The following is a 22,914-nucleotide window of genomic DNA, read 5'->3' on the forward strand; positions in this document are numbered from 1 at the left end:
TACGAGCAAGGGACTTGCCATGCAGATCGACGCCCAGTCCTCCGCCCTGATCACCGGCGGGGCCTCCGGTCTCGGCCGCGCCACCGCCGAGCGGCTCGTCGCGGCGGGCGCCAAGGTCGTCATCTTCGACCTGCCGACCTCCGACGGGGGACACGTCGCCAAGGAGATCGGTGCCACCTTCGTCGCCGGTGATGTCACCAGCGAGGCCGACGCCACCGCCGCCGTCGAGGCCGCCGTCGGGCTCGGCCCGCTGCGCGTCACCGTCAACTGCGCGGGCATCGGCTCCGCCGGTCGCACCGTCGGCAAGGAGGGCCCGTACGCCCTCGACACCTTCCGCAAGGTCGTCGAGATCAACCTGATCGGCACCTTCAACGTCATCCGCCTCGCCGCCCAGGCCATGACGGGCAACGAACCGGTCGACGGCGAGCGCGGTGTCATCGTCAACACCGCGTCCGTGGCCGCGTTCGACGGGCAGATCGGCCAGTGCTCGTACTCGGCGTCCAAGGGCGGCATCGTCGGCATGACGCTGCCGATCGCCCGCGACCTCGCCCGCATGAACATCCGCGTGATGACCATCGCGCCCGGCCTGTTCGAGACCCCGCTGCTCGGGCGTCTGCCGCAGGAGGCCAAGGACTCGCTCGGCGCCCAGGTGCCGCACCCGGCCCGCCTCGGACAGCCCACCGAGTACGCGCAGATGGTCGAGGCGATCGTCACCAACCCGATGCTCAACGGCGAGACGATCCGCCTGGACGGCGCGATCCGCATGGCCCCGAAGTAGACCGCCCCCAGCCTGTTACGAGCGTGAGGAGTTCACCATGCGTGATGCAGTCATCGTCGACGCCGTCCGTACTCCCGTCGGCAAGGGCAAGCCGGGCGGGGCGCTCTCGGACATCCACCCCGTCGACCTCTCCGCCCATGTCCTGCGCTCGCTCGCCGAGCGCAACGGCCTCGACCCGGCCACCGTCGACGACGTCATCTGGGGCTGTGTGTCCCAGGTCGGTGAGCAGGCGGGCGGCGTCGGCCGGTTCGCGGTGCTCGCCGCGGGCTGGCCCGAGTCCGTGCCAGGACTGACCGTCGACCGGCAGTGCGGCTCCTCGCAGCAGTCCGTCCACCAGGCGGCCGCCGGAGTCATCGCCGGACAGTACGACATCGCCGTCGCCGGTGGTGTCGAGTCCATGTCCCGCGTCCCGATGGGCTCGGCGCGGGCGGGCGGCGTGGCCGGCAAGCCGTTCGGGCCGCTCGTCGGCGAGCGCTACGACCACGTCGTCTTCAACCAGGGCGTCGGCGCCGAGATGATCGCCGAGGAGTTCGGCCTCACCCGCGCCGAGCTCGACCAGCACGCGGCCGACTCGCACGAGAAGGCGGCCCGCGCCATCGACGAAGGCCGGTTCAAGAACCAGATCACCCCGGTCCTCCGCGCCGACGGCACCCTCTTCGACACCGACGAGGGCGTACGGCGCGGCACGACGGTCGAGAAACTGGCCGGCCTGAGGACGCCGTTCAAGGAGGACGGGGTCATCTCCGCGGGCAACGCCTCGCAGATCTCCGACGGCGCCGCCGCCCTGCTCGTCACCACCTCCGAGATCGCCGCGCGCAACGGCTGGACGCCACTGGCCCGCTTCCACACGGGCGTCGTCACCGGCGTCGACCCGGTCACCATGCTCAAGGGCCCGATCCCCGCCACCGCGAAGGTCCTCCAGCGCGCGGGCCTCTCGCTCGACGACATCGGCACGTACGAGATCAACGAGGCGTTCGCGTCCGTCTCCCTCGGCTGGCAGCGGCAGACCGGCGCCGACTACGCGCGCCTCAACCCCAACGGCGGCGCCATGGCGCTCGGCCACCCGCTCGGCGGCTCCGGCGCCCGCCTGATGACCACGCTGGTGCACCACATGAAGGACAACGGCATCCGCTACGGACTGCAGTCCATGTGCGAGGGCGGCGGCATGGCCAACGCCACGGTGCTCGAACTGCTCTGACGTCGCGGCGGTGTGGGCGCATCCTGGTCACGACAGAAGGAGTGAGCAGACCTTGACCGACCACACCGCCCCGGCGGGCGACCCCGCCACCGCCCGTCCGCCGCTGCCCCCGTTCACGCGCGAGACCGCCGTGCAGAAGGTGCGTCTGGCGGAGGACGCCTGGAACACCCGTGACCCGCAGCGCGTCGCGCTCGCCTACACACCCGACAGTCAGTGGCGCAACCGCGCCGAATTCCCCTCGGGGCGCGGCGAGATCGTCGCCTTCCTCACCCGGAAGTGGAACCAGGAGCTCGACTACCGGCTGATCAAGGAGCTGTGGGCGTTCGACGGCTACCGCATCGCGGTCCGCTTCGCGTACGAGTGCCACGACGACGCGGGCAACTGGAAGCGCGCGTACGGCAACGAGAACTGGGAGTTCGACGACAACGGCCTGATGCGCAGGCGGCACGCCTCCATCAACGACCTGCCGATCGCCGAGGCGGACCGAAAGTTCCACTGGCCGCAGGGCCGCCGCCCCGACGACCATCCGGGCCTCAGCGAGCTGGGTCTGTAGCGACGCTGCGGCTGCGCCCCCGGAACTCGGCGACCACCGATTCCCCGCGTGTCACCCGCACGTCGTACAGTCCGCTGCGGCCGAAGCGGGTGACCTCGCGGGCGGTGGCCACCAGCACGTCGCCCTCGTGCGCGGGCGCGACGAAGGTGATGTCGGCGCCGGACGCCACGGTGACGGGGCCTTCGCTGTTGCAGGCGCAGGCGAAGGCCGTGTCGGCGAAGAGGAACACGTAGCCGCCGTGGGCGATGCCGTGGCCGTTGACCATGGACTCCGTCACCTTCATCCGGAGCGCGGCATGGCCCGCGCCGTGCTCCAGGAGTTCGATGCCGAGGAGCTGGGAAGCCCGGTCCGCGGCGAACATGCGCTCCGCGGGCCCCGGTTCGGCGGATTCCCTCACGCTTGCTTCTCCTCCCGCTCACCGCACCGACCGACCATTCGGTGCGTGGTGGGGCCAAGCAATCAGGGCGAGAGAGGGCTGTCAAGGGTGGCCGGGGGAGTGGAGGTGGGGTGTCCCGCGGTGGTGTGTCCCGTGAGCGACATCGAGGTGAACGCCGAACCCGGACAAAGCGGGCCCCCGCCACAGCCGTGTAACGGCGCCCCTACCGCGAACAACTCCCGCCCGGCCCCGTCCATCGAACCTTGTGTGATGCACACACGCGCCGCGGCGGGACCGGTACCGCCCGGCGCAACTCCTCACGACCGAACCGACCTGGAGTTGACCCGTGCGCAGAAACACCCTTCCGGCGCGGACGGCCGCCGTCGCCGCAATCCTGCTCGCGGCGGGCGCCCTGTCCGCACCCGCAGCCTCGGCGCGGAGCGCGGACGCCGCACCCGGCGACGCCTACGTCCTGAAAGTGACCACCAACCCGGCCGGCACCGACTACGACGACCGCCGCGTCGACGTCACCGGCACCGTCACCAAGGCCGACGGTACCCCGGCGCCGAACATCCCGGTCACCGTCAAGGAGACCGTCCGCTTCACCACCTGGAACCCGTGGGGCGACCCGATCGACCCGAACTACTACGAGCCGCGGGAACTGGGTACCCCGGTCAGCGACGCCGACGGAAAGTTCACCATCCCGAACGTCGACATCGACCACGTGGGCGGCAGCAGCCTGCTCAACGCCGAGCACGAGGTGCAGATCTCGGCCCTCTACGACGAGGACGGCGACCTCGACACCCCGCAGGACGGCTACTACGCGGACACCACCGTCGGTGTCGAGGCCAGGTCCAGCACCGTCAGCTACAAGGTCAACAAGCGGAAGGTGAAGGCGGGCGACATCCTCACCGTCCAGGGCAAGGTCACCACGCCCCAAGGAGTCGACCCCTACGACACCGAGGTCTTCCTGCAGACGTACTGGGAGAGTCAGTACCACGTGAAGACGACCACCGAGCACGACGGCTTCTTCGTCATGTCCGTGCGGGTCGACGGGGACGACGACACGTTCGTGCTGCGCACCGCTCCGCGGGACCTCTACGTGTCGGGAGCGCAGAGAACGCTCCCGGTCACCAACACCTCGGCTCAGTAGTCCGCGTCGGTGTAGCGGACCACGCCGCGCAGGTTCTTGCCGTCCCGCATGTCCTGGTAGCCCTGGTTGACCTCCTCCAGGCGGTACGTGCGGGTGGTGAGCTCGTCCAGCTTCAGCCGGCCGGCGCGGTACTGCTCCAGCAGGCGGGGGATCTGGGTGCGCGGGCTGATGCCGCCGAAGATGGCGCCCTGGATCCGCTTCTGCATCAGCGCCAGGTCGAACAGGCCGACCTTGGCGTCGATCTGCTGCATGTCCGCGATGGCCGTCACGACGACCTGACCGCCCTTGGCGGTCATCGCGAGTGCGGGCGCCAGCTGGTCGCCCTGGAGTTCGCCCACGGTGAGGACGACGGTGTGCGCCTGCGCGCCCCACGTCAGCTCCGCGACGGGCCCCGCGGCCTCCTCCATGGACGCGAAGGTGTGCGTGGCGCCGAACTCCCGTGCCTTGTCCTGCTTGAACTCGACGGGGTCCACCGCGATCACGAAGCGCGCCCCGGCGGCCGCCGCACCCTGCACCGCGTTGATGCCGACGCCGCCGACCCCCACGACCACGACGGTGTCGCCGGGCCGCGTGTTGCCGATGGACACCGCGGAGCCCCAGCCCGTGGAGACACCGCAGCCCAGCAGCGCCGCCGTCTCCAGGGGGACGTCCTTCTCGATCTTGATGACGGAGGACTGGCTGACGGTGACGTACGGGGCGAACGTGCCGAGCAGACACATCGGGGTGACCGGCTCCCCGCCCGCGGTGTGCGTGCGGAAGGTGTTGTCGGCGATGGACTGTCCGGTGAGCAGGTTGGCGCCCTGGTCGCACAGGTTCTGCAGGCCCTGCGAGCAGGGGCGGCACACGCCGCAGGCCGGGATGAAGCCGAGGACCGCGTGGTCGCCCTCCTCGACGCCGGTGACACCGGGGCCGACCTTCGTCACGACGCCCGCGCCCTCGTGCCCGCCGAGCAGCGGGTAGGAGGCGGCGAGGTTGGCGCCGCCCCGGAAGTGCTCGTCGGAGTGGCAAAGACCCGAGGCCGCCAGGCGCAGCTGCACCTCGCCCGCGACCGGGTCGCCGACCTCGATCGGCTCGACCGTCCAGTCGTCGCCGGGCTTGTGGAGCAGGGCTCCCTTGGTCTGCATGCGCGTCCTCCCTGCTTCGACGTCCATGACCGTGCGCCCGGCCGCGCCCCGCGCCCTGGACACGGACGCGGCCGGACACACTTGCCTCAAGCTAGGCCGCGCCCCGCGGACGCCTCCATGACCGAAGCGGACAACGCCGGGACAGATTCGGACACGCAGCCGGGTTGTGGCCGCTGAGAACGCCGTGCTGTCATGAACTCCCCGGACTGCTATGGGCGTTGGCCGCGTGAACGGCGGGAAACGGAGGGCCGGTCATGACCGTGTCGGTGGACACGGCTGCCGCGCAGCCGGAGGTCATCGCCGAGGGATTCACCGACTGGGACTTTCCGCGAGCGCCCTCGGGCGTCGTCCTGCTCCTCGACTTCGCCGCGGAGCGGGGCCTGGACGCGGCCGACTGCCTCGCGGGCACGGGCCTCGGCCCCGCCGCCCTCGGCGACCCGCACCACCTCGTCGAGGCCTCCCAGGAGATCGCCGTCGTCCGCAATCTGCTGCGCGGCCTCGGCGACCGCCCTGGCCTCGGCATCGAGGTCGGGGCCCGCTACCACGTCACCACGTTCGGCCTGTTCGGCTACGCGCTGCTCAGCGCCCCGACGATGCGCGAGGCGTTCCGGTGCGGGCTGCGGTACTCGGCCCTGACCTTCGGATTCGCCCGGCACAGTGCGGTGGTGGACGCGACGGGCCACGTCGTGCACCGGATGGACGGCGACCGGATCCCCGCCGACGTACGGCGCTTTCTCGTCGAGCGGGACTGCGCCGCCAATGTCGCCCTCGGCCGGCAGCTGTTCGCGGGCGGCCCGCCCGTGCCGCTGCGCCGGATCGACCTCGCCTTCCCCGAGGCGCCGGGCGGCGCGTTCGACGCGCCCGTCCGCTACGGCGCCGAGACCACGGCCCTCGTCTACGACGGCGACTTCCTCGACCTCCGGCTGCCGCACGGCAACCCGCACACCGCGCAGATCTGCCGGGAGCTGTGCGAACGCCTCGTGGCGCAGCGGGCGAGAGCCGGCGGGGCCGCCCGCACGGTGCGCCGGCACCTGCTGGCGGGCGGCGGCCCCGACCCCGGCATCGAGCACGTCGCCCGCCGCATGAACACCACGTCGCGCACCCTGCGCCGCAAGCTCGCCGCCGAGGGCACCACCTACCGGCGGCTGCTCGACGACGTGCGGCTCACCCTCGTGCAGGACGGGCTGCGCGACGAGCGGCTGTCCGCCGCCGAGCTGGCGCACCGGCTCGGCTACTCGGAACCGTCGAGCTTCATGCGGGCCTTCCGCCGCTGGACGGCGGCCGATACCCATCGGTTCGAGGAGAGTTGAACCGCGTACGCCCGCGCCGAGATCCCCTGAACGAACGATCAATTCATGCCGTCGTACGTCTTGCTGCCCGCTCGCAGGGTGACTTAGAAAGATTCCACCGCCACCGGCGTCCACTCCACGCGAAAGGCGTCCCGTGTATCCAGGTGCCCATGCCAAGAGTGATCCGCAGCGCGCCGCCGTCGTCATGGCGTCGACCGGCGAACAACTGACGTACGGGGAGCTGGACGAGCGGTCCGTCCGGCTCGCCCATGTGTTCCGGGAGGCGGGACTGCGGCGCGGCGACGTGGTCGCGCTGCTCACCGACAACTCGATCCACGCCTACGAGGTGTACTGGGCGGCGGTGCGCTCCGGTTTCTACATCACCCTCGTCAACCACCACCTGTCCGCGCCCGAGATCGCCTACATCGTGGGCGACTCCGGGGCCGCCGCCCTGGTCGTCTCGCACGCGCTGGACGACCTCGCGCGGGACGTGGCGGGGCAGATCCCGGCGGCCGTGCGCGTGCGGCTCGCCTACGGCGGCGGCGTCGACGGCTACGACGACTACGCGACCGCGCTCGCCGCGGCCTCGCCGGAGCCGCCCGCCGACCAGCCGCGCGGCGCCGACCTGCTCTACTCGTCCGGCACCACGGGACGCCCCAAGGGCATCCGCCCCGAACTGCCGGACCGTCAGGTCGGCGAACCGGGCGACACCCTCGTGGAACTCCTGCGCCTGTTCTACGGCTTCGACAAGGACGCGGTGTACTTGTCGCCCGCGCCCGTCTACCACGCCGCGCCGCTGCGCTACGGCGCCTCCGTGCACGCGCTCGGCGGCACCGTCGTCATGATGGAGCGCTTCGACCCGGAGGACGCGCTGCGCGCCATCGAGCGCTACCGCATCACGCACAGCCAGTGGGTGCCGACCCACTTCATCCGCCTGCTGCGCCTGCCGGAGAAGACCCGCACGGCCTACGACCTCTCCAGCCATCGCGTCGTCGTGCACGCCGCCGCGCCGTGCCCGCCGGACGTCAAGCGCGCGATGATCGACTGGTGGGGCCCCAAGCTGTACGAGTACTACTCGGCGACCGAGGGCATCGGGATGACCCTGATCACCTCCGAGGAGTGGCTGACGAAGCCGGGTTCGGTCGGCCGTCCCATCCTCGGGCAGCCCCGGATCTGCGACGACGAGGGCCGCGTGCTGCCCGCGGGCGAGACCGGCACCGTCTACTTCGCCCGCGAGGGCGACGGCACGTTCGAGTACCTGGGCGACCCGGACAAGACCAAGGGCGCCCAGCACCCGGAGCACGCGGACTGGGTGACGCTCGGCGACGTCGGCCATCTCGACGAGGACGGCTACCTCTTCCTCACCGACCGCCGCACCTTCATGATCATCTCGGGCGGCGTGAACATCTACCCGCAGGAGATCGAGAACGTCCTCGCCCTCCACCCCGACCTCACGGACGTCGCGGTCATCGGCGTCCCCGACCCCGAGATGGGCGAGGCCGTCAAGGCGGTCGCCCAGGTCGCGCCCGGCGTGACACCGGGACCCGACCTGGAGGAGCGCCTGATCGCCTATGTACGGGAGCGGATCGCGCACTACAAGGCGCCGCGCAGTGTCGACTTCGTGGACGAACTGCCGCGCACGCCGACGGGCAAGCTGGTCAAGGGGAAACTGAAGGCACGGTACATACCGCAGGGACCGGCATGACGACCGGCGTCGAACCCGCCGTCGACGACTGGCTGGCGGCGCACGTCCCCGGTCTCTTCCCGCCGCTCACCTACGACCTGGTCTCCGGCGGCCGGTCGAACCTCACCTACCGGGTCACCGACGCGACCGGCACCGTACGAGCGCTGCGCAGGCCGCCGACGGGAGGCGTGCTCAGCACCGCCCACGACATGGGCCGCGAATGGCGCTTCCTGACGGCCCTCGCACCCACCGCGGTACCGGTGCCCCAGCCGCTCGCCCACTGCACGGACACCGCCGTCACCGGGGCGGAGTTCTACGTCATGGACTTCGTCGACGGCACGGTGGGCGCCGACCGGGACGCCGTGCGGGACTGGCCGCCGGAGGCCCGCCGCCGGGCCGGTACCAGCCTCGTCGAGGTCCTTGCCGCCCTGCACCGCATCGACCCGGTCGAGGCGGGCCTCGGCGACATGGCGCGCCCCCGCGGCTACGTGGAGCGCCAACTGCACCGCTGGCAGCGACAGGTGCACCAGTCCGGCGCCCCCGACCTGCCGCTCCTCGACACGGTCCACGACGCGCTGCTAGCCCGCGTGCCCGCGGGGGCGACGGGCATCGTGCACGGCGACTTCCGGCCCGGCAACCTCTCCTTCGCTCCCGACGGCTCGGTGAACGCCGTGTTCGACTGGGAACTGGCCACGCTGGGCGAACCGTTGGCCGACCTCGGCTGGCTCGTCTCCACCTGGGAGGAGCCCGGCGACACCGTGCCGCCCACGACGGCGGGACCGAGCGCGGCCCCAGGCTTCTGCACCCGCACGGACCTGACCGACGCCTACGCCAAGGCCTCCGGGGCCGACGTGTCCGACCTGCCGTACTACGTGGCGTTCTCCCGCTGGCGCTCGGCGTGCATCGGGGCCGGAGTGGCGGCCCGGTTCGCCGCCGGGGTAATGGGCGAGAACGAACTGCCCGTCCAGGAACTGGAACGCCAGGTACTGCGCCAGAGCGAGGCCGCGTACGCGGCGGTACGCGACCTCGGGCACGCCTGACGTCGGCTCAGCAAACGTGACAGGCGCGGCCCGTGGCGATCCTCGCGCTCACCGCACGTCCTGCGGCGGCTCCGGCCACGACGGCAGGGTGTCCGCGTGGTCGGCGAGGGTCGCGGGGAACTTGGCCGGGCGCTTTTCCAGGAACGACATGACGCCCTCGGCGGCGTCCGGCCCCTGGCCGAGGCCCACCATGGCTGTGGAGTCGAGCCGGTGCGCGTCCCACGGGGAGGACGCGCCGAGCATCGACCACATCAGGCGGCGTGCGTGGGCGACCGACACCGCGGAGGTGTTGTCGACGATCTCGGCGGCGAGCGCGTACGCGGTGGGGAGAAGGTCGGCGTCGGGGACGACGCGGGAGACCAGGCGCCCGGCGAGGGCCTCCTCGGCGTCGAAGAGGCGGCCGGTCGCCACCCACTCCATCGCCTGCGAGATCCCCACGACCCGCGGCAGGAACCAGCTCGACGCCGCCTCAGGGACCAGGCCGCGCCGCGCGAATACGAAGCCGAAGCGCGCCGAATCGGCGGCGATCCGGATGTCGGCGGGCAGCGTCATCGTCGAACCGACCCCCACGGCGGGCCCGTTGACCGCCACGATCACCGGTTTCACGCTGGCCGCGATGCGCAGCGCCACACACCCGCCGCCGTCGCGCGGCACACCGCCGATCGTGCCGAAGTCCGTGCGCCCACCGGCCCGCCCGACCGCCTCGTGGTCGAACGTGGCCGCACCCCCGGACAGGTCCGCGCCCGCGCAGAAGCCGCGGCCCGCGCCGGTCAGGACGACGGCCCGGACGGAGTCGTCGGCGTCGGTGACGTCGAACGCGGCGATCAGTTCCTCGGCCATGGTGTGCGTGAACGCGTTCAGCCGGTCGGGGCGGTGCAGGGTGACGGTGGCGACATGGTCGGCGATCCGCAGCTGGATCTGCGTGAAGTCGGAGCCGGTGGTGGACTGTTGGGCGTCGGTCATGCGGTGGTCCTCAAGTCTCTCTGTCCGGTGCGGGGTCAGACGTCGGTGAAGCGCGGGGCACGCTTGCCGAATCGGGCGGCGACCGCCTCGACCTGGTTCGGGCTGCCGATCAGGGCGCCGATCTCCTTCTGCTCCTCGGCGAAGCCGGTCGCGAGGTCGGTGCGGCCCGCCAGGTCGAGCAGCCGCTTGGAGGCGCGCACGGCGTGCGGGCTGTGCGCCGCGATCCGGTGCGCCGTCTCCAGGGCGGCGGCCACCGGATCGTCCGCCGTGTACGTGGCCAGGCCAATCCGCGCGGCCTCCTCGCCGCCGACGATCCGGGCGGTGAAGGTGAGTTCCTTCGCCACGTCGCGGCCCACGAGCTCGGGCAGCAGCTGCGTGCCCGTCATGTCCGGGACCAGGCCCCACGCCACCTCGAACACGCTCAGCCGGGCATCCGGCGCGACGATGCGGATGTCGGCGCCCAGCGCGATCTGGAGGCCACCGCCGAGCGCGTTGCCCCGCAGTGCGGCGATCACCGGCACGGGCAGTTCGGCCCACACGTGCGCGGCGCGCTGCCCGGCCGCCTGCGCGGGCCCGTCCGACGGCGGCAGCGCGGCGAGTGCGGACAGCCGTCCCCCGTCGCGCATCGCCTCGAAGGAGGCGAAGTCGAGGCCGGCGCAGAAGTCGGGCCCCTCGCCGGACAGGACCACGGCCCGCACCCCGTCCTCGGTCTTCAGCCGCTCGCCCGTGGCGATGAGCGCCTCGAACATGGCGGGGTCGAGCGCGTTGCGCTTCGCGGGCCGGTCGAGCCGCACATCGGCGACTCCACCGGTCACGGCGACGGACACCCGCCCGTCCGTCTCTGAGCTGGTCATGCGTGTGCTCCCTTGGGTTCGTTGCTCCGTGTCCGGTCCTGTGGCCGTGGTCCTACGTGTCCGGGCCCCCGGTCACCGCGCCGCCTGGCCCGCGTACGCCGGGTTGGCGACCGCCACCTTGTCCGTGACGCCACCTCGTACGGCCTCCAGCACCGCCGGGTCGGCCGGGTCCACGGCGCCGTCGCGGATCGCCCCGGCGAGGTCGCGGTCGTCGGTGCGGCCGAGCGCGGCCAGACGGCGGGCGTGCGCCTCGGCGTGGGCGGGCGCGAGCAGGGCCTCACGGCGGGCGACGGCGACCGCGTTGGCCGCCACCCGCGACAGGAACCGCCGCCGCGGGTCGTCCGGCATCTCCTCGGTGAGGAAGGCCTGTACGGAGCGGAGCAGCGCGTCGGCGCCGGGCCGGTCGTGCGGGGGAGCGGCGGCGGTGTCGTCGCGGCCCGCGAGGACGTCGGGCAGGGCGCCGGGCGCGACGACACCGAGCGCGAGCAGCACGTCGTACTCCTGCTCGCACACCTTGCGGCCCAGCACGGCGTACTCCACGTCCTGTTCGGCCCCGGACAGGAACCGTTCGGCCTGCATACGGCACAGCACCGCCCAGCGGAGCGTGCCGTACACCTCCCACCAGTGCAGCTCCTCGTCGCCCGGGCGGGCGCCGGCGATCTCGGCGTATCCGGCGAGCAGTTCCTCGCGCGGGCCGAAGCCGCCGACCGGCTCGGGCGAACCGAACCGCCAGGCCTTCACGCACAGCCAGCCCAGATCCTCGACGGGATCGCCGACGTGGGCGAGCTCCCAGTCGAGGACGGCGCGGACCCCGCTCTCGTCCACCATCAGGTTTCCGTTGCGGAAGTCGCCGTGCACGACACGGGCGGGGCGTGCGGGCGGCCGATGGTCCGCGAGCCAGCGCAGGCCGAGTTCGACGGCCGGGCGCGGATCGTCGAACTCCCGGTACAGATCGGTCAGGTGGCGGACGGGGTCGGTCTCGGGCAGTCCGGGGACCGACGCCACCGGGATGGCGTGGATGCGCGCGAGGATCCGGCCCAGCTCGCACGCCAGCTTCGGGCGCACCGCCGCGAACCGCTCGTCCCGCAGCAGGCGGCGCGGGATCGTCTCGCCCGCCACGCGCTCCATCAGCAGATAGGCCCGGCCGAGACCGGTGCCGTGGTCGACCAGGCGCGGCACCGGCACCCCGGCCTCGGCCGCGGCGGCCAGGGCCGCGGCCTCGCGGGCCATCACCTCGGGGCTCGCCTTGACGGGCGGATCGCAGCGCAGGATCAGCGGCTGCGGGACACCGTCCGCCGCCGTGGCGTCGAGGGCGAAGGTGTCACGGCTCGCCCCGCCGGAAAGCCTCCGCCAGCCCTCGACGACCACGGGCGAGTCCCACAACTCGGCGAGCCGGAAGAGCAGTTCGTCGCGCAACCGCGCCTCGGACGCGTCGGCTGCGCTCACGCGGGCAGCCCCGCCCACGGCGCCCTGCCCACGTCGGCGAGCAGCTTGCGCGCGACGACCATCCGGTGCACCTCGTCGGGGCCGTCGTAGATGCGGGCGTAGCGGGCGCGCCGGTACATGCCCTCCAGCGGGGTGTCCGCGGTGACGCCCAGCGCGCCGTGCACCTGGATGGCGCGGTCGACGACATTGTGCAGGACCTGCGCGCCCCAGAACTTGACCATGCTGATCTCCAGCCTGGCCTGCCCGTCCTGGTCGTAGCGGCGCGCCGCGTCCAGCGTCATCAGACGGGCGGCCTGGATCTCGGCGGCCGACTCGGCGATGTACCGGCGGATCTCGCCCTTCTCGGCGAGCAACGACCCGTGCGCGTACCGGGTGTTGGCCCGCTCGACCATCAACTCGAAGGCGCGCTGCGCCTGGCCGAGCCAGCGCATGCAGTGGAAGATGCGGCCGGGGCCGAGCCGGCGCTGCGCGATGGTGAACCCCTCGCCGCGCTCGCCGAGCAGATGGTCGGCGGGCACCCGCACGTCGGTGAGCCGCAGCTCGCAGTGGTCGCCCTCGGTGCCACCCATCGTCTCCAGTACGCGGGTGATCTCCAGGCCCGGCGTACCGGCCGGGACGATGATCGCGGAGACCGCGCCGTGCGGGCTCGCCGCGTCCTCCTCCGTGCGGGCGAAGACCGTGGTGAAGGCGGCGCGGCTGGCGCCGGTGGTGAACCACTTGTGGCCGTTGATCACCCACTCGTCGCCGTCGAGCACGGCCGTCGTCGCGATCCGCGTGGGGTCGGAGCCGGCCACCTCCGGCTCGGTGAGGCCGACACTCGGGCTGATCTCCGCGTTGACGAGCGGCCTGAGCCAGCGCTCGCGCTGCGCCCGGGACGCGTACAGGTCGAGCATGATCGAGTCCTGCATGGTGTACGTACCGACGGCCATCTGCCCGTACTCGGAGCGTCCGATGATCTCGTTGACGAGCGCGAACTCGTACAACGGCAGCCCCTTGCCGCCGAGTTCGGCCGGGTGGCCGAGGATCCACAGGTCCAGTTTCTTCGCCCGGTCCTGGAGGGCGGCGAGCGTGGCACGGGCCTCGGGGGTGCCGGCGCCGAGGACCTTCTCGGCGGGGATCACCTCGTCGTCGATGAAGGCGGCCATCCGGGCGCGCAGTTCGGTGATCTGGTCGGGCATGCGGCATCCGTCCTGTCGGGGGTGGGGGACGTCCGGTCAGTCGCGGGCCGCTTCCCGCAGCCGCACCTTGAGCACCTTCCCGGCGGCGTTGCGCGGGAGCGCGTCGACGACGACGACCGAGGTCGGCTTCTTGTACGAGGCGAGCCGCTCGCGGCAGAAGTCGGCGATGTCGTCCTCGGTGGGCGGGTCGGCCGGGTCCTTCGGCACGACGTACGCGCGCGGCGTCTCCACCCACTGGGGGTGCGGCACGCCGACGACGGCGACCTCGGCGACCTTCGGGTGCTTGTCGACGACGGCCTCGACCTCGGCGGAGTAGATGTTCTCGCCACCCGAGATGATCATGTCCTTCTTGCGGTCGACGACGTAGATGTAGCCCTCGTCGTCCATCCGGCACAGGTCTCCGGAGTGGAACCAGCCGCCCTCGAAGGCCGCGGCGGTGGCCTCGGGGTTGTTCCAGTACCCCAGCATGAGGTTGCCGCCGCGGTAGACGATCTCGCCGACCTCGCCTACGGGCACGTCCCGCATCTCCTCGTCCACGATCCGCGCGTCGACGTGGCGCACGGGCTTGCCGACGGAGCCGAGCTTGCGCACCGCGTCCTCGCCGCCGAGGTAGCAGGTGACCGACGCCATCTCGGTCTGGCCGAAGGCGCTGCGGATGACGACGCCGGGGAACGTGTCGTTCATGGCCTCCAGGACCGAGGGCGGGGCGGCGGACGCGCCCCAACTCAGGCTGTTGAGGACGAGTTTGCGGTCCCGGATCCCCGGCACCTCGCAGATCGCCTTCCACTGACTGGGCACCAGGAAGCAGCCGGTGATCCGCTCCCGCTCCAGCAGGTCGACGGTCTCGGCGGCGTCGAAGCCGACGGTGGCGCCGATGACGGTGCAGGTGCCGTAGAGCATGGAGGCGACGACGGAGTCGACGCCCGCGATGTGGAACATCGGGATGTTGAGCAGGCTGCGGTCGGTGGGCTTCGGTGTCTGGACCTCCACCATGTGCAGGGTGTTCACCACCAGGTTGAGGTGGCTGAGCACGGCCCCCTTCGAGCGGCCGGTGGTGCCCGAGGTGTACATCAGGAAGGCAGGGTCGTTCTCGTCGACGTCGGCCTCGACGGGCCCGGAGCCGTACGCGTCGCGCACCTCGGCGAGGCTCTCCGTGTCGGCCGGCGCCGAACCCCCGCTGTCGCCTTCGCCCACGCCGAGGTGCAGCACCCGGCACGCCGAACCGGCCAGGCGTCGCGCCTCCAGGCCCAACTCCGCGAGCGGTGCGTCGACCACGAACACCTTTGGTGTGCAGTCGCCGAGGACGTGGGCCACCTCGGCGGCGACGAGCCGGAAGTTGATCGGCACGGCGATCGCGCCGAGCCGCAGCGCGGCGAACCACACCTCCACCGTCTCGATCCGGTTGGTCGTCAGCGCGGCGACCCGGTCGCCGGGGCCGACACCGCGCTCGGCGTAGGCGCGCGCGAGCCGGTTCACGCGGGCGTCGAGCTCGGCGTAGGAGAGTTCGCGGTCGCCGTGGCGGAGGGCCGCAGCGGTGGGCGTGCGCCGTGCCTGGCGGGCCAGTTGGTGGGCGAGCGAGAGGCGGCGACCGGCCCGCAGCGACGCCTCGAGCGAGTCGGTGGGCGAGGGGGCGGGTGGCGTGGTGGGACCTGATGCGTCAGTTGCGTCGGTCGCGTTGGACACGCGGGGCTCCCGTCGACGGCTGCCGGACGGCCCGGGTCGCCCCGGCCGCGGCGGCCTGTGCGGGGACCCGATCCAGGACTGATCGAACGTTAAGAGTCCCGCGGTCGGATCCACAACCCCCAGGGCGTGAGAGGCCTCCGGAACGGGAGTTGGGCGCTGTTGTCGGCCATGCGGCTGAGCGATCGTTAAGGCATGCCCGTGAGCGTCACGGCGTGCCCCTGAGGGACGGCGCGTCGGCCACCGTGCGCCGCAGGACCAGGAGTGTGGCGTCGTCCGAGCGGTGCGGGCCGTCGAGCCGGGCGACGATGCGCCCGGCGTACTCCATGAGCGCCGCGTGCCCTGCTTGGGGGGCCGCTTCGCGGAAGCACTCCTCCGCCGCGTCGAGGAAGCGCCGCGTATCGAGGTCGGGGTCGCTGCCGCGGCGCTCGGTGAGCCCGTCGGTGTACATCAGGACGATGTCGCCGAGCCGCAGCGTGGCCTCCGCCGCGCCGTAGTGGGCGCCCGGCAGGACGCCCAGCGGGATCCCCGGCCCGCCCTCGGGGTCCGGCAGTGGGACGGCCGCGCCGTCGCGTACGAGGACCGGGCGCGGGTGGCCCGCGCAGGTCCAGCGCAGCAGGCCGGCCTCGGGGTGGTAGCGGGCGATGATCGCGGTCGCGGTGGACTCGTACCCGTCGGCGCAGGCCAACTCGTTGAGCCAGCCCGTGATCTGCTCGATGCCCTGCTCGGTGTAGGCGAGTCCCGCGAGGGCGTAGCGCAGTTTCGCCATCAGGGTGGCCGCCGCGAGGCCGTGGCCGCGGGCGTCACCGAGCGCGACCAGGAGGCGGTCGCCGGGGAGCCGGCGCGCCTTGTACCAGTCGCCGCCGATGCCGGCCTCGCGCGCGTCGGGCCGGTACACCGCGGCCGTGTCGAGGCCGTAGGAGGCCAGCTCGTCCTGGAAGTGCGGGAGCACCGCCTCCCGCAGCGCGTCGGCGACCTCGGCGAAGGCCTCGGCGCGCTCGCGCTGGCTGCGCGCCTCCAATTCGGCGCTTTCGACGATCGCGCGGCGGCGCCGCTCGGCGGTCACGTCGGTGAGGACCGCGCGCAGGGCCCAGACCAGGCTGCCGGGGGCGATCGGTACCGGCTCCGCGGTCATCCGGATCACGCGGGACCCGGCGCCGAGCAGGTGCAGCTCGCAGACGCCCGTCCGTTTGCGCAGGATGACGTCGTACAGCGTCCGGTACAGGTCGGGCAGGGTCGCCGGGGTGACGGTGGCGGCCAGATCGGACAGCGTGGGCACGGGCGCGCGGTTGCCGAGTCCCAGCACGTACCGGAATCCGCGCGAGGGGTCGACGCCGCCGTCGGCGAGGTTCCACTCCGCCCAGCAGGTGCGCACCAGCTTCTGGGCGGCGGCCGCCATGTGCATGCGCTGACCGCGCTCCCAGCTGATCAGCAGGTGCTCGCCGCACGGGGCGACCCGCACCCGGTCGTTGATCCGCACGGGTCCGTGCGTGGTGCTCACGACCCATTCGATCACCGTGGGGCCCTGCGGGGCGCGCTCGCGCAGGGCGGTGGCCAGCATGTCGGTGAGCGCGGTCCCGGCCAGCGAGGGAAACCGCTCGTACAGCGAGACGGGGCCCGTGCGCTCGGGGAACCCGCCCTGCGGCAGGCGCTCGGCGGCGTAGTCGCGGGCCGCCGCGTTCCGGGCCACGTACAGCGCGTCCCGGATGCGGCCGTCGTCGTCCACGACCGGCGCCACGAGCAGCGCCGGAACGGGCACCGCTTCGAGGACCTCCAAGCCGGTGGGGGCGGGCGGCGCGGTCGCGGACGCGGCGACGGCCGACTCCACCGGCTCGGCCGCACCCCGGTACGACTCGGTGTACTTCCTGATCCGGCGCTGCTGGGACTGCAGGAGCTGACGGATCGACTGGAGCGCCAGGTGGGTGCGGGCGTCGGGCACCGGTGAGGTGGCGTCCATACGGGGGAGTGCCTCCAGTGTGCCGCGTGGTCGGGTGACCCTCAGCCTCGGCCGCCGCGCCGGGGCGGGCCAAGTCTGCCTACGCCATGCGGTGTCCCGTTCAGACCGCTACCGGCAGCGGCCGTTCGACGACGGAGTCGAGGAAGAGCAGCACCGTGAGCAGGGCGCCGCTGGACGCCGGGCAGATCCCGTAGCGGCGCATCTCCTCGTCCAGCTCGGACAGCAGCCGGCGCCCGTCCTCGGTGCCGGAGCCGCCCGCGGCCAGGACGGCGGCGGCGTCCTGCTGGATCAGGCGGACGGCCAGCGGCCCGTTGTCCCGCCGCACACGGACGTCGTCGACGGACGCGATCAGCGTGAGGAGCGCGTCGAGCTGCGCGGTCTCCTCGGGGACGCCCCGCGTCCGCGCCGAGCGCAGCTCCGGCAGGGCGCCCAGGGCGGTGGTCAGCTGGCGCCGCTTCTCCTCGGCCGGCATGGCCCGGTAGCCGTCGCTGAAGTCCCCCGAGGGTGCGACCCGCTCATCCAGGTCCATGGCGAGTCGGCAGGCGTGCTCGGGGCCGGCCGCGCCCTGTGCCCACGCCGACGACAGCAGGCACAGCGAGCGGGCGGCGACGTCGAGCCCGTTCAGGGAGCCGACGTAGGGCATCCGGTGCTGTGCGTCGGCGCAGGCCGCCGCGAGCCGGTCCAGGTCGGCGCCCGCCTCGGCGGCGGCCCGGAACGAGCCGTGCAGGCCGACACCGGCCTCGACGAGGGAGGAGAACACCGTGTTGGCCGGGGTCTGCGCGGTACGGCAGTCCGGCAGCCCCGGCTTCGGCGTCAGGAACACCTCGCGGGTGAAGGCGGCGACGGCGAGATCCGCGAGGTGATCGGCGGACTCGTTCGGCCCGGAGGCCGGGCTCACGGGGCGGGGCGGGGTGCTGGCGAGCATGCTGGGTCGCTTCCACTGGACGGCACGGGCGGGACCGGCGGCAGGCCGGACGCATCGGTCGTACTGCCCGGAGCAAGTCCGGCGAACCGGGACCAAAGTCCTCTGATTCCCCGCAAGTTCTTCGCGCGGATCTCCTTGCGTCGAAGCGCTGTTAGGGTGGGCTTTATGTCCGACATTTCGAATAATTCCCTTATGGGGAACCGCGATGTGGGCTCTCCCGCCGAAGGTGGCGAATCCGTGCTGTCGGGGGCCCGCGTACTGCTGGCCGACCGGGACGCGGAGGCGGCATCGGCCACCGCCGACGTACTGCGCGCCCGGGGAGCGGCCTACGTCCACACCGTGGGATCCGCGGAGGAGTTCTTCGATGTCGGGCAGAGCCCGCCCCCGCCGGTACAGGACTGGGACGTCGCCGTCTGGGACACCGGACTCACCGGCGACGACACCTCGCTGACCGGGCACCTCGGACAGTGGCACGAGCGGCACCCGGGCGTGCCGGTCGTGGTCACCGAGGAGACACCGAGCACCCGCCGCGCCCTGGCCGTGCTGCGCGGCCGGGCCAGCGACATGGTGGAGCGGCGCGACCCCGACGGCCTGGTGGCGGCCGTGACCCGCGCCCTGCACGAGCGGCCCGAACCGTCGAGCCGGGTGCACATGCTGGTCGTCGGCGCCCACCCCGACGACGTGGAGATCGGCGTCGGCGGCACCATCCACCTGAGGGCCGACGAGGGCTGGGACGTCACCATCCTGACGCTGTCCCGCGGCGCCGGCGGCGGCGACCCCGAGGAGCGCCGCGCCGAGGCCCACCGCGCCGCCCGTGCCATGGGCGCCCGCCTCGTCATGGAGGACCTGCCCGACGGCTCGATCGCCGACGACAGCCACACCGTCAGGACCATCGAGCGCACCGTGGCCGACACCCGGCCCGACGTCGTCCTCGTGCACTCCGACAGCGACACCCACCAGGACCACCGGGCCGTGCACCGGGCCACCCTCGTGGCCTGCCGCCGCGTGCCGCGCGTGGCCTGCTACCAGTCGCCGTCCGCCACCGTCGCCTACCGGCCCAACCGCTTCGTCGGCCTGCGCGAGCGCGACCTCGACGCGAAGCTCGCCGCGATCAACGAACACCACTCGCAGGCCGCGAGCCGCTGGTACCTCGAAGAGGACCTGCTGCGCTCCACCGCCCGTTACTGGGGCCGCTTCTCGCAGGCCCGTTTCGCAGAACCTCTGGAGGTCATCCGCGATGCCACTCCGCTCGGCTTCTTCCCCGCGGACCATGTCTGAGCCGCACACCACGCCGGCCCCCGACCTTTCCGCCGCTCTCGGCCGGCCGCCCCGCGTGCTGGTCACGGGCGCGGGCGGACCGTCCGGCGTGTGCTTCCTGCGTGCCCTCGAAGGATCCGCCGAGCGGTACGCCGCCGACATCGACCCCAACGGCGCGGGCCTGTACCTCGTGCCGCGCGCCTACCGCCTGCTGCTGCCGCCCGGACACGCCCCGCACTTCGCCGACGCCGTGCTCACCCTGTGCCGGCGCTACGCCGTCGACGTCCTGGTGCCGACCGTGGACTCCGAACTGGTGGCCCTGGCCCGCGCCGCCAAGACCTTCGAGGACGCCGGGGTGCGCGTCCTCGTCCCGTCCGCCGAAGGCCTGGAGACCTGCCTCGACAAGTGGCGCCTCGCCGAGGCGTGCGAAGGCCGGGTGCGCCAGCCGGTCAGCCGCCTCATCGGCCCCACGGAGGTGCCCGGCGCCGACTTCCCGGGCGGTTTCCCCGCCATCGCCAAACCGCGCACCGGATCCGGCTCCCGCGGCGTCACCGTCGTCGTGCACCCCGACGACCTCGGACGCCTTCCGCACGACGGCACGTACCTGCTGCAGGAGATGCTGCCGGGCACCGAGTACTCCGTCGACGTGCTCACCGACGCCGAAGGACGCGTGGTCGCCGCGGTGCCGCGCGCCCGCGACAAGACGGACTCCGGGATCGTCGTCGCGGGCCGGGTCCTGCACGACCCCGGACTGTCCGCGCTCGCCGAGGACACCGTGCGCACCCTCGGCCTGCGCGGCGTCCTCAACGTCCAGGTGCGCGAGGACCGCGAGGGCAGGCCCGCGCTCCTGGAGGTCAACCCCCGCCCGCCCGGCGGCCTGTCGCTGACCGTCGCCGCGGGCGTGGACATGCCCGCCTGGGCGGTCGCGGGCCTGCTGGGCGCCGCGCTGCCGGAGCACATCGACCACCGCGAGACGGCCGTCGTACGGCACTGGCAGGACGTCGTTCTGCACCCCCGCGAGCTGGGCGACATGGGCGACGTACGGGAGGCGGGCGGCGCGGGAGGCGGGGCATGAGCGGCACCGCGCATCCGCTGCTCGGCTCGGACCTGCACACCCACACCGACTTCTCCGACGGCCACGACCCGCTCGACCGGGTCGTCGCCGCCGCCGAAGCGGCCGGACTGCACACCCTCGTCGTCACCGACCACGTGCGCGCCGACACCGACTATCTGCCGGGGTACGTGGCCGCCGTCCGCGTCGCGCGGGGCGGCACACGGGTGCGCCTCGTCTGCGGGGTCGAGGCGAAGATCATGGACACCGGGGGCCGGATCGACCTCCCCGACGACCTCACCGGAATCGACCACATCGCCATCGCCGACCACCGCTTCCCGCTGCCCGACGGGCCCGCCCACCCCGGCGCGGTCCGCGAGCGGATCGAGGCCGGAACGCTCACCCCGGCCGAGGCGCTCGACCACCTCCTGACGGCCACCGCACGCGCCGTCGGCCGCGTCCCGGCAGGCCGCACCGCGCACCTCGCCCACCTGTTCAGCGTGCTGCCCAAGGCCGGACTCGACGAGAGCGCGCTCGACGCGCACCTCCTCGCGCCGCTCGCCCGCGCCTGCCGGGAGCACGACGTCGCGGTCGAACTCAACGAGAAGTGGCGCTGCCCCGCCCCACGTACGGCCGCCCTCCTGGCCCGCGTCGGAGTCCACCTCGCCGCGGGCAGCGACGCGCACCACGCGGAGGCCGTCGGAGTCTTCCCCTGGGTCGCCCGGGCCCTGACCGAGACGGAAGCGCGGTGCGCGACGTGATGGAGATCCTGCACTCCGTCGCCGAGGTGATCGTCTTCCTCGGCGCGGTCCCCCTGGTCACCGCCGTCGTCCAGTTCCTGCTCATCGGCTTCCAGCGCTTCCGGCACCTGTACGAGGACCAGGACACCCTGCACCTGCCGCGCACCGCCGTCCTCATCCCCGCCTGGAACGAGGCCCCCGTCCTCACCGCCTCCGTCGAGGGCCTGCTCGCGATGCGCTACCCGGCCGACCGGCTGCGCGTCGTCGTCATCGACGACGCCAGCACGGACGAGACACCCGAGGTGATGGGGGAGTTGGCCGAGCGCCACCCGGGCCGGGTGCTCCACCTGCGCCGCGAGAACGGCGGCCAGGGCAAGGCCCACACCCTCAACCACGGCCTCGACCATGTGCTGCGCGACGACTGGGCCGAGGCCGTCCTCATCATGGACGCCGACGTCGTCTTCGACGAGGACGCGCTGTGGCGCATGACCCGGCACCTCGCCAAGCCCGACGTCGGCGCCGTGACCGCGTACATCAAGGAAGGCAGCGGAAAGCAGGGCAACTACCTCACCCGCTACATCGCCTACGAGTACATCACCGCACAGGCCGCAGCGCGTCGCGCCCAGAACGTGCTCGGCGTCGTCGCCTGCCTGGCCGGCGGCGCCCAACTGCACAGCAGGGCCAACCTGGAGGACATCGGCGGCCGCATCGACACCAGCACGCTCGCCGAGGACACCGTCACCACCTTCGAGACCCAACTCGCCGGACGCCGCGTCGTCTTCGACGGCTTCGCCACCGTGCTCGCCGAGGAACCGGCCTCGCTCGCGGGACTGTGGAAGCAGCGACTGCGCTGGGCCCGCGGAAACGTCCAGGTCACCCGCCGCTACAAGGACGTCTGGTTCCGCGGCCGCACCGCGCGCGGCGACCACCACCACCGGCTCGGCTCCTTCCTCTTCGGCCTGATCTGGTTCTCCCTCCTGATCACGCCCGTCCTGCTCGTGCTGTGCTCCGCGTCGCTGCTCTTCCTCTACCTCACCGACCCCGACCGCGCCTGGCCCCTGTTCCACTGGCTCTGGGTGACGAACCTGATCTGCTACCTCCTCATCACGTTCATGTCGGCCGTCATCGACCCCAAGACCTTCCGCCGCAGCTGGTTCGAGGCCCTGATCTACCCCGGTGCCATCGCCGCGGCGATCCTCGTGATCACCGCGCTGCCCGGCGTCTTCACACCGCTACTGGAGCGCTCCGGACTGCTCCCGCACGACGGCTCGATCCACCCCGTGATGATCGCCGTCTACGCGTGGCTCGCGCTCTCGATGCCGATCGCGTGGATCGCCAAACTCCTGACCGGCACCCGACTGCGGTGGCTCGCACCACCGCTGCTGCATCTCGCCGGGTACGGCTCGCTGCTGGCCGCCTGCCTGGTGGCCTCGTTCGTCCAGGAACTCCGCAACAAACAGCTGACATGGGACAAGACCGAGAAGACCGGAAAGGTGGCGGCACGCCGATGACGAGCGAGGACCACGGCCCGGAAGCCCTCGCGCAGCGGGCCCGCGAGCTGACCCGTGAGGACCGCCGCAGCGACCACCGCCTGTTCTGGCTGGAGCTGGTGGTGCTGCTGCTCGTCGCGGCGGTGCTGGTGGCACGGTGGCTGTGGCTGCTGTGAGG

At 72.6% G+C, this 22,914-nt stretch carries 21 protein-coding genes; 12 read left to right on the top strand and 9 right to left on the bottom strand.

What is annotated here, in order from left to right:
• Positions 1 to 19: 19 nt before the first annotated feature.
• The 3 genes from ACY34M_RS28565 to ACY34M_RS28575 are packed head-to-tail and all read left to right on the top strand — an operon-like array spanning position 20 to position 2,529.
• On the top strand, positions 20 to 778 hold the full coding sequence (locus ACY34M_RS28565; RefSeq protein ID WP_462721186.1) for a 3-hydroxyacyl-CoA dehydrogenase: 759 nt from the start codon (positions 20 to 22) through the stop codon (positions 776 to 778).
• Positions 779 to 815: 37 nt separating this feature from the next.
• Positions 816 to 1,976 carry a thiolase family protein gene (locus tag ACY34M_RS28570; RefSeq protein WP_462721187.1) on the top strand — a complete coding sequence of 387 codons (1,161 nt, stop codon included), beginning with the start codon at positions 816 to 818 and terminating at the stop codon, positions 1,974 to 1,976.
• A gap of 52 nt (positions 1,977 to 2,028) precedes the next feature.
• Entirely contained in the window at positions 2,029 to 2,529 is a 501-nt protein-coding gene (locus ACY34M_RS28575; protein ID WP_462721188.1) for a nuclear transport factor 2 family protein, read from the top strand.
• Here the strand turns inward: ACY34M_RS28575 and paaI are convergent.
• Positions 2,510 to 2,890, bottom strand: a complete 381-nt coding sequence (paaI, locus tag ACY34M_RS28580; RefSeq protein ID WP_462721286.1) for a hydroxyphenylacetyl-CoA thioesterase PaaI — start codon at positions 2,888 to 2,890, stop codon at positions 2,510 to 2,512. The genes ACY34M_RS28575 and paaI overlap by 20 nt on opposite strands.
• A gap of 361 nt (positions 2,891 to 3,251) precedes the next feature.
• Between paaI and ACY34M_RS28585 the strand changes: the two genes are divergently transcribed.
• Positions 3,252 to 4,058: an acyl carrier protein gene (locus ACY34M_RS28585; RefSeq protein ID WP_462721189.1), complete on the top strand. Its 807-nt coding sequence runs from the start codon at positions 3,252 to 3,254 to the stop codon at positions 4,056 to 4,058.
• On the opposite strand, the gene ACY34M_RS28590 is transcribed toward ACY34M_RS28585, so the two are convergent.
• Positions 4,052 to 5,182 carry an NDMA-dependent alcohol dehydrogenase gene (locus ACY34M_RS28590; protein ID WP_462721190.1) on the bottom strand — a complete coding sequence of 377 codons (1,131 nt, stop codon included), beginning with the start codon at positions 5,180 to 5,182 and terminating at the stop codon, positions 4,052 to 4,054. The genes ACY34M_RS28585 and ACY34M_RS28590 overlap by 7 nt on opposite strands.
• Positions 5,183 to 5,436: 254 nt before the next feature.
• Here ACY34M_RS28590 and ACY34M_RS28595 point away from each other — a divergent pair, with 254 nt between their 5' ends.
• The 3 genes from ACY34M_RS28595 to ACY34M_RS28605 all read left to right on the top strand — a co-directional run bounded on the left by ACY34M_RS28595 (position 5,437) and on the right by ACY34M_RS28605 (position 9,195).
• A complete protein-coding gene (locus ACY34M_RS28595; RefSeq protein ID WP_462721191.1) occupies positions 5,437 to 6,492 on the top strand; it encodes an AraC family transcriptional regulator in 1,056 nt (351 codons plus the stop codon).
• A 133-nt stretch (positions 6,493 to 6,625) separates the two neighbouring features.
• Positions 6,626 to 8,176, top strand: coding sequence for an acyl-CoA synthetase (locus tag ACY34M_RS28600; RefSeq protein WP_462721192.1), 1,551 nt, complete (start codon positions 6,626 to 6,628; stop codon positions 8,174 to 8,176).
• Complete coding sequence (locus tag ACY34M_RS28605; protein WP_462721193.1) at positions 8,173 to 9,195, top strand: phosphotransferase family protein; 1,023 nt, start codon at positions 8,173 to 8,175, stop codon at positions 9,193 to 9,195. Before ACY34M_RS28600 ends, ACY34M_RS28605 begins: the two co-directional genes overlap by 4 nt.
• Before the next feature lie 48 nt (positions 9,196 to 9,243).
• Here ACY34M_RS28605 and ACY34M_RS28610 read toward each other — a convergent pair whose 3' ends face one another.
• From ACY34M_RS28610 to ACY34M_RS28640, 7 genes are all read right to left on the bottom strand, one after another.
• Positions 9,244 to 10,158: a crotonase/enoyl-CoA hydratase family protein gene (locus ACY34M_RS28610; RefSeq protein ID WP_462721194.1), complete on the bottom strand. Its 915-nt coding sequence runs from the start codon at positions 10,156 to 10,158 to the stop codon at positions 9,244 to 9,246.
• Positions 10,159 to 10,193: 35 nt separating this feature from the next.
• On the bottom strand, positions 10,194 to 11,012 hold the full coding sequence (locus tag ACY34M_RS28615) for a crotonase/enoyl-CoA hydratase family protein (protein ID WP_462721195.1): 819 nt from the start codon (positions 11,010 to 11,012) through the stop codon (positions 10,194 to 10,196).
• Positions 11,013 to 11,084: 72 nt separating this feature from the next.
• On the bottom strand, positions 11,085 to 12,458 hold the full coding sequence (locus tag ACY34M_RS28620) for a phosphotransferase family protein (RefSeq protein ID WP_462721196.1): 1,374 nt from the start codon (positions 12,456 to 12,458) through the stop codon (positions 11,085 to 11,087).
• Positions 12,455 to 13,636 carry an acyl-CoA dehydrogenase family protein gene (locus ACY34M_RS28625; protein WP_462721197.1) on the bottom strand — a complete coding sequence of 394 codons (1,182 nt, stop codon included), beginning with the start codon at positions 13,634 to 13,636 and terminating at the stop codon, positions 12,455 to 12,457. The genes ACY34M_RS28620 and ACY34M_RS28625 overlap by 4 nt, the downstream gene beginning before the upstream one ends.
• 36 nt (positions 13,637 to 13,672) lie before the next feature.
• Entirely contained in the window at positions 13,673 to 15,319 is a 1,647-nt protein-coding gene (locus ACY34M_RS28630) for an AMP-binding protein (protein ID WP_462721198.1), read from the bottom strand.
• A 205-nt stretch (positions 15,320 to 15,524) separates the two neighbouring features.
• Positions 15,525 to 17,273, bottom strand: coding sequence for a PP2C family protein-serine/threonine phosphatase (locus tag ACY34M_RS28635; RefSeq protein WP_462721199.1), 1,749 nt, complete (start codon positions 17,271 to 17,273; stop codon positions 15,525 to 15,527).
• A 100-nt stretch (positions 17,274 to 17,373) separates the two neighbouring features.
• Positions 17,374 to 18,198: a triphosphoribosyl-dephospho-CoA synthase gene (locus ACY34M_RS28640; RefSeq protein ID WP_462721200.1), complete on the bottom strand. Its 825-nt coding sequence runs from the start codon at positions 18,196 to 18,198 to the stop codon at positions 17,374 to 17,376.
• Positions 18,199 to 18,390: 192 nt separating this feature from the next.
• Here ACY34M_RS28640 and ACY34M_RS28645 point away from each other — a divergent pair, with 192 nt between their 5' ends.
• From ACY34M_RS28645 to ACY34M_RS28665, 5 genes are read left to right on the top strand one after another with little or no spacing between them, the layout of a single operon-like run.
• Positions 18,391 to 19,476: a PIG-L deacetylase family protein gene (locus ACY34M_RS28645; protein ID WP_462721201.1), complete on the top strand. Its 1,086-nt coding sequence runs from the start codon at positions 18,391 to 18,393 to the stop codon at positions 19,474 to 19,476.
• On the top strand, positions 19,469 to 20,530 hold the full coding sequence (locus ACY34M_RS28650; protein ID WP_462721202.1) for an ATP-grasp domain-containing protein: 1,062 nt from the start codon (positions 19,469 to 19,471) through the stop codon (positions 20,528 to 20,530). The genes ACY34M_RS28645 and ACY34M_RS28650 overlap by 8 nt, the downstream gene beginning before the upstream one ends.
• Positions 20,527 to 21,267 (top strand): PHP domain-containing protein, encoded by a 741-nt coding sequence (locus ACY34M_RS28655; protein WP_462721203.1) that lies wholly within the window; start codon positions 20,527 to 20,529, stop codon positions 21,265 to 21,267. Before ACY34M_RS28650 ends, ACY34M_RS28655 begins: the two co-directional genes overlap by 4 nt.
• The gene (locus tag ACY34M_RS28660) at positions 21,255 to 22,757 is read left to right on the top strand and encodes a glycosyltransferase family 2 protein (RefSeq protein WP_462721204.1); all 1,503 of its coding nucleotides are present in this window, start codon (positions 21,255 to 21,257) and stop codon (positions 22,755 to 22,757) included. Before ACY34M_RS28655 ends, ACY34M_RS28660 begins: the two co-directional genes overlap by 13 nt.
• On the top strand, positions 22,754 to 22,912 hold the full coding sequence (locus ACY34M_RS28665) for a hypothetical protein (RefSeq protein ID WP_462721205.1): 159 nt from the start codon (positions 22,754 to 22,756) through the stop codon (positions 22,910 to 22,912). The genes ACY34M_RS28660 and ACY34M_RS28665 overlap by 4 nt, the downstream gene beginning before the upstream one ends.
• Positions 22,913 to 22,914 lie beyond the last annotated feature (2 nt).

It is taken from the genome of Streptomyces sp. EDA2-14, from assembly GCF_054963755.1.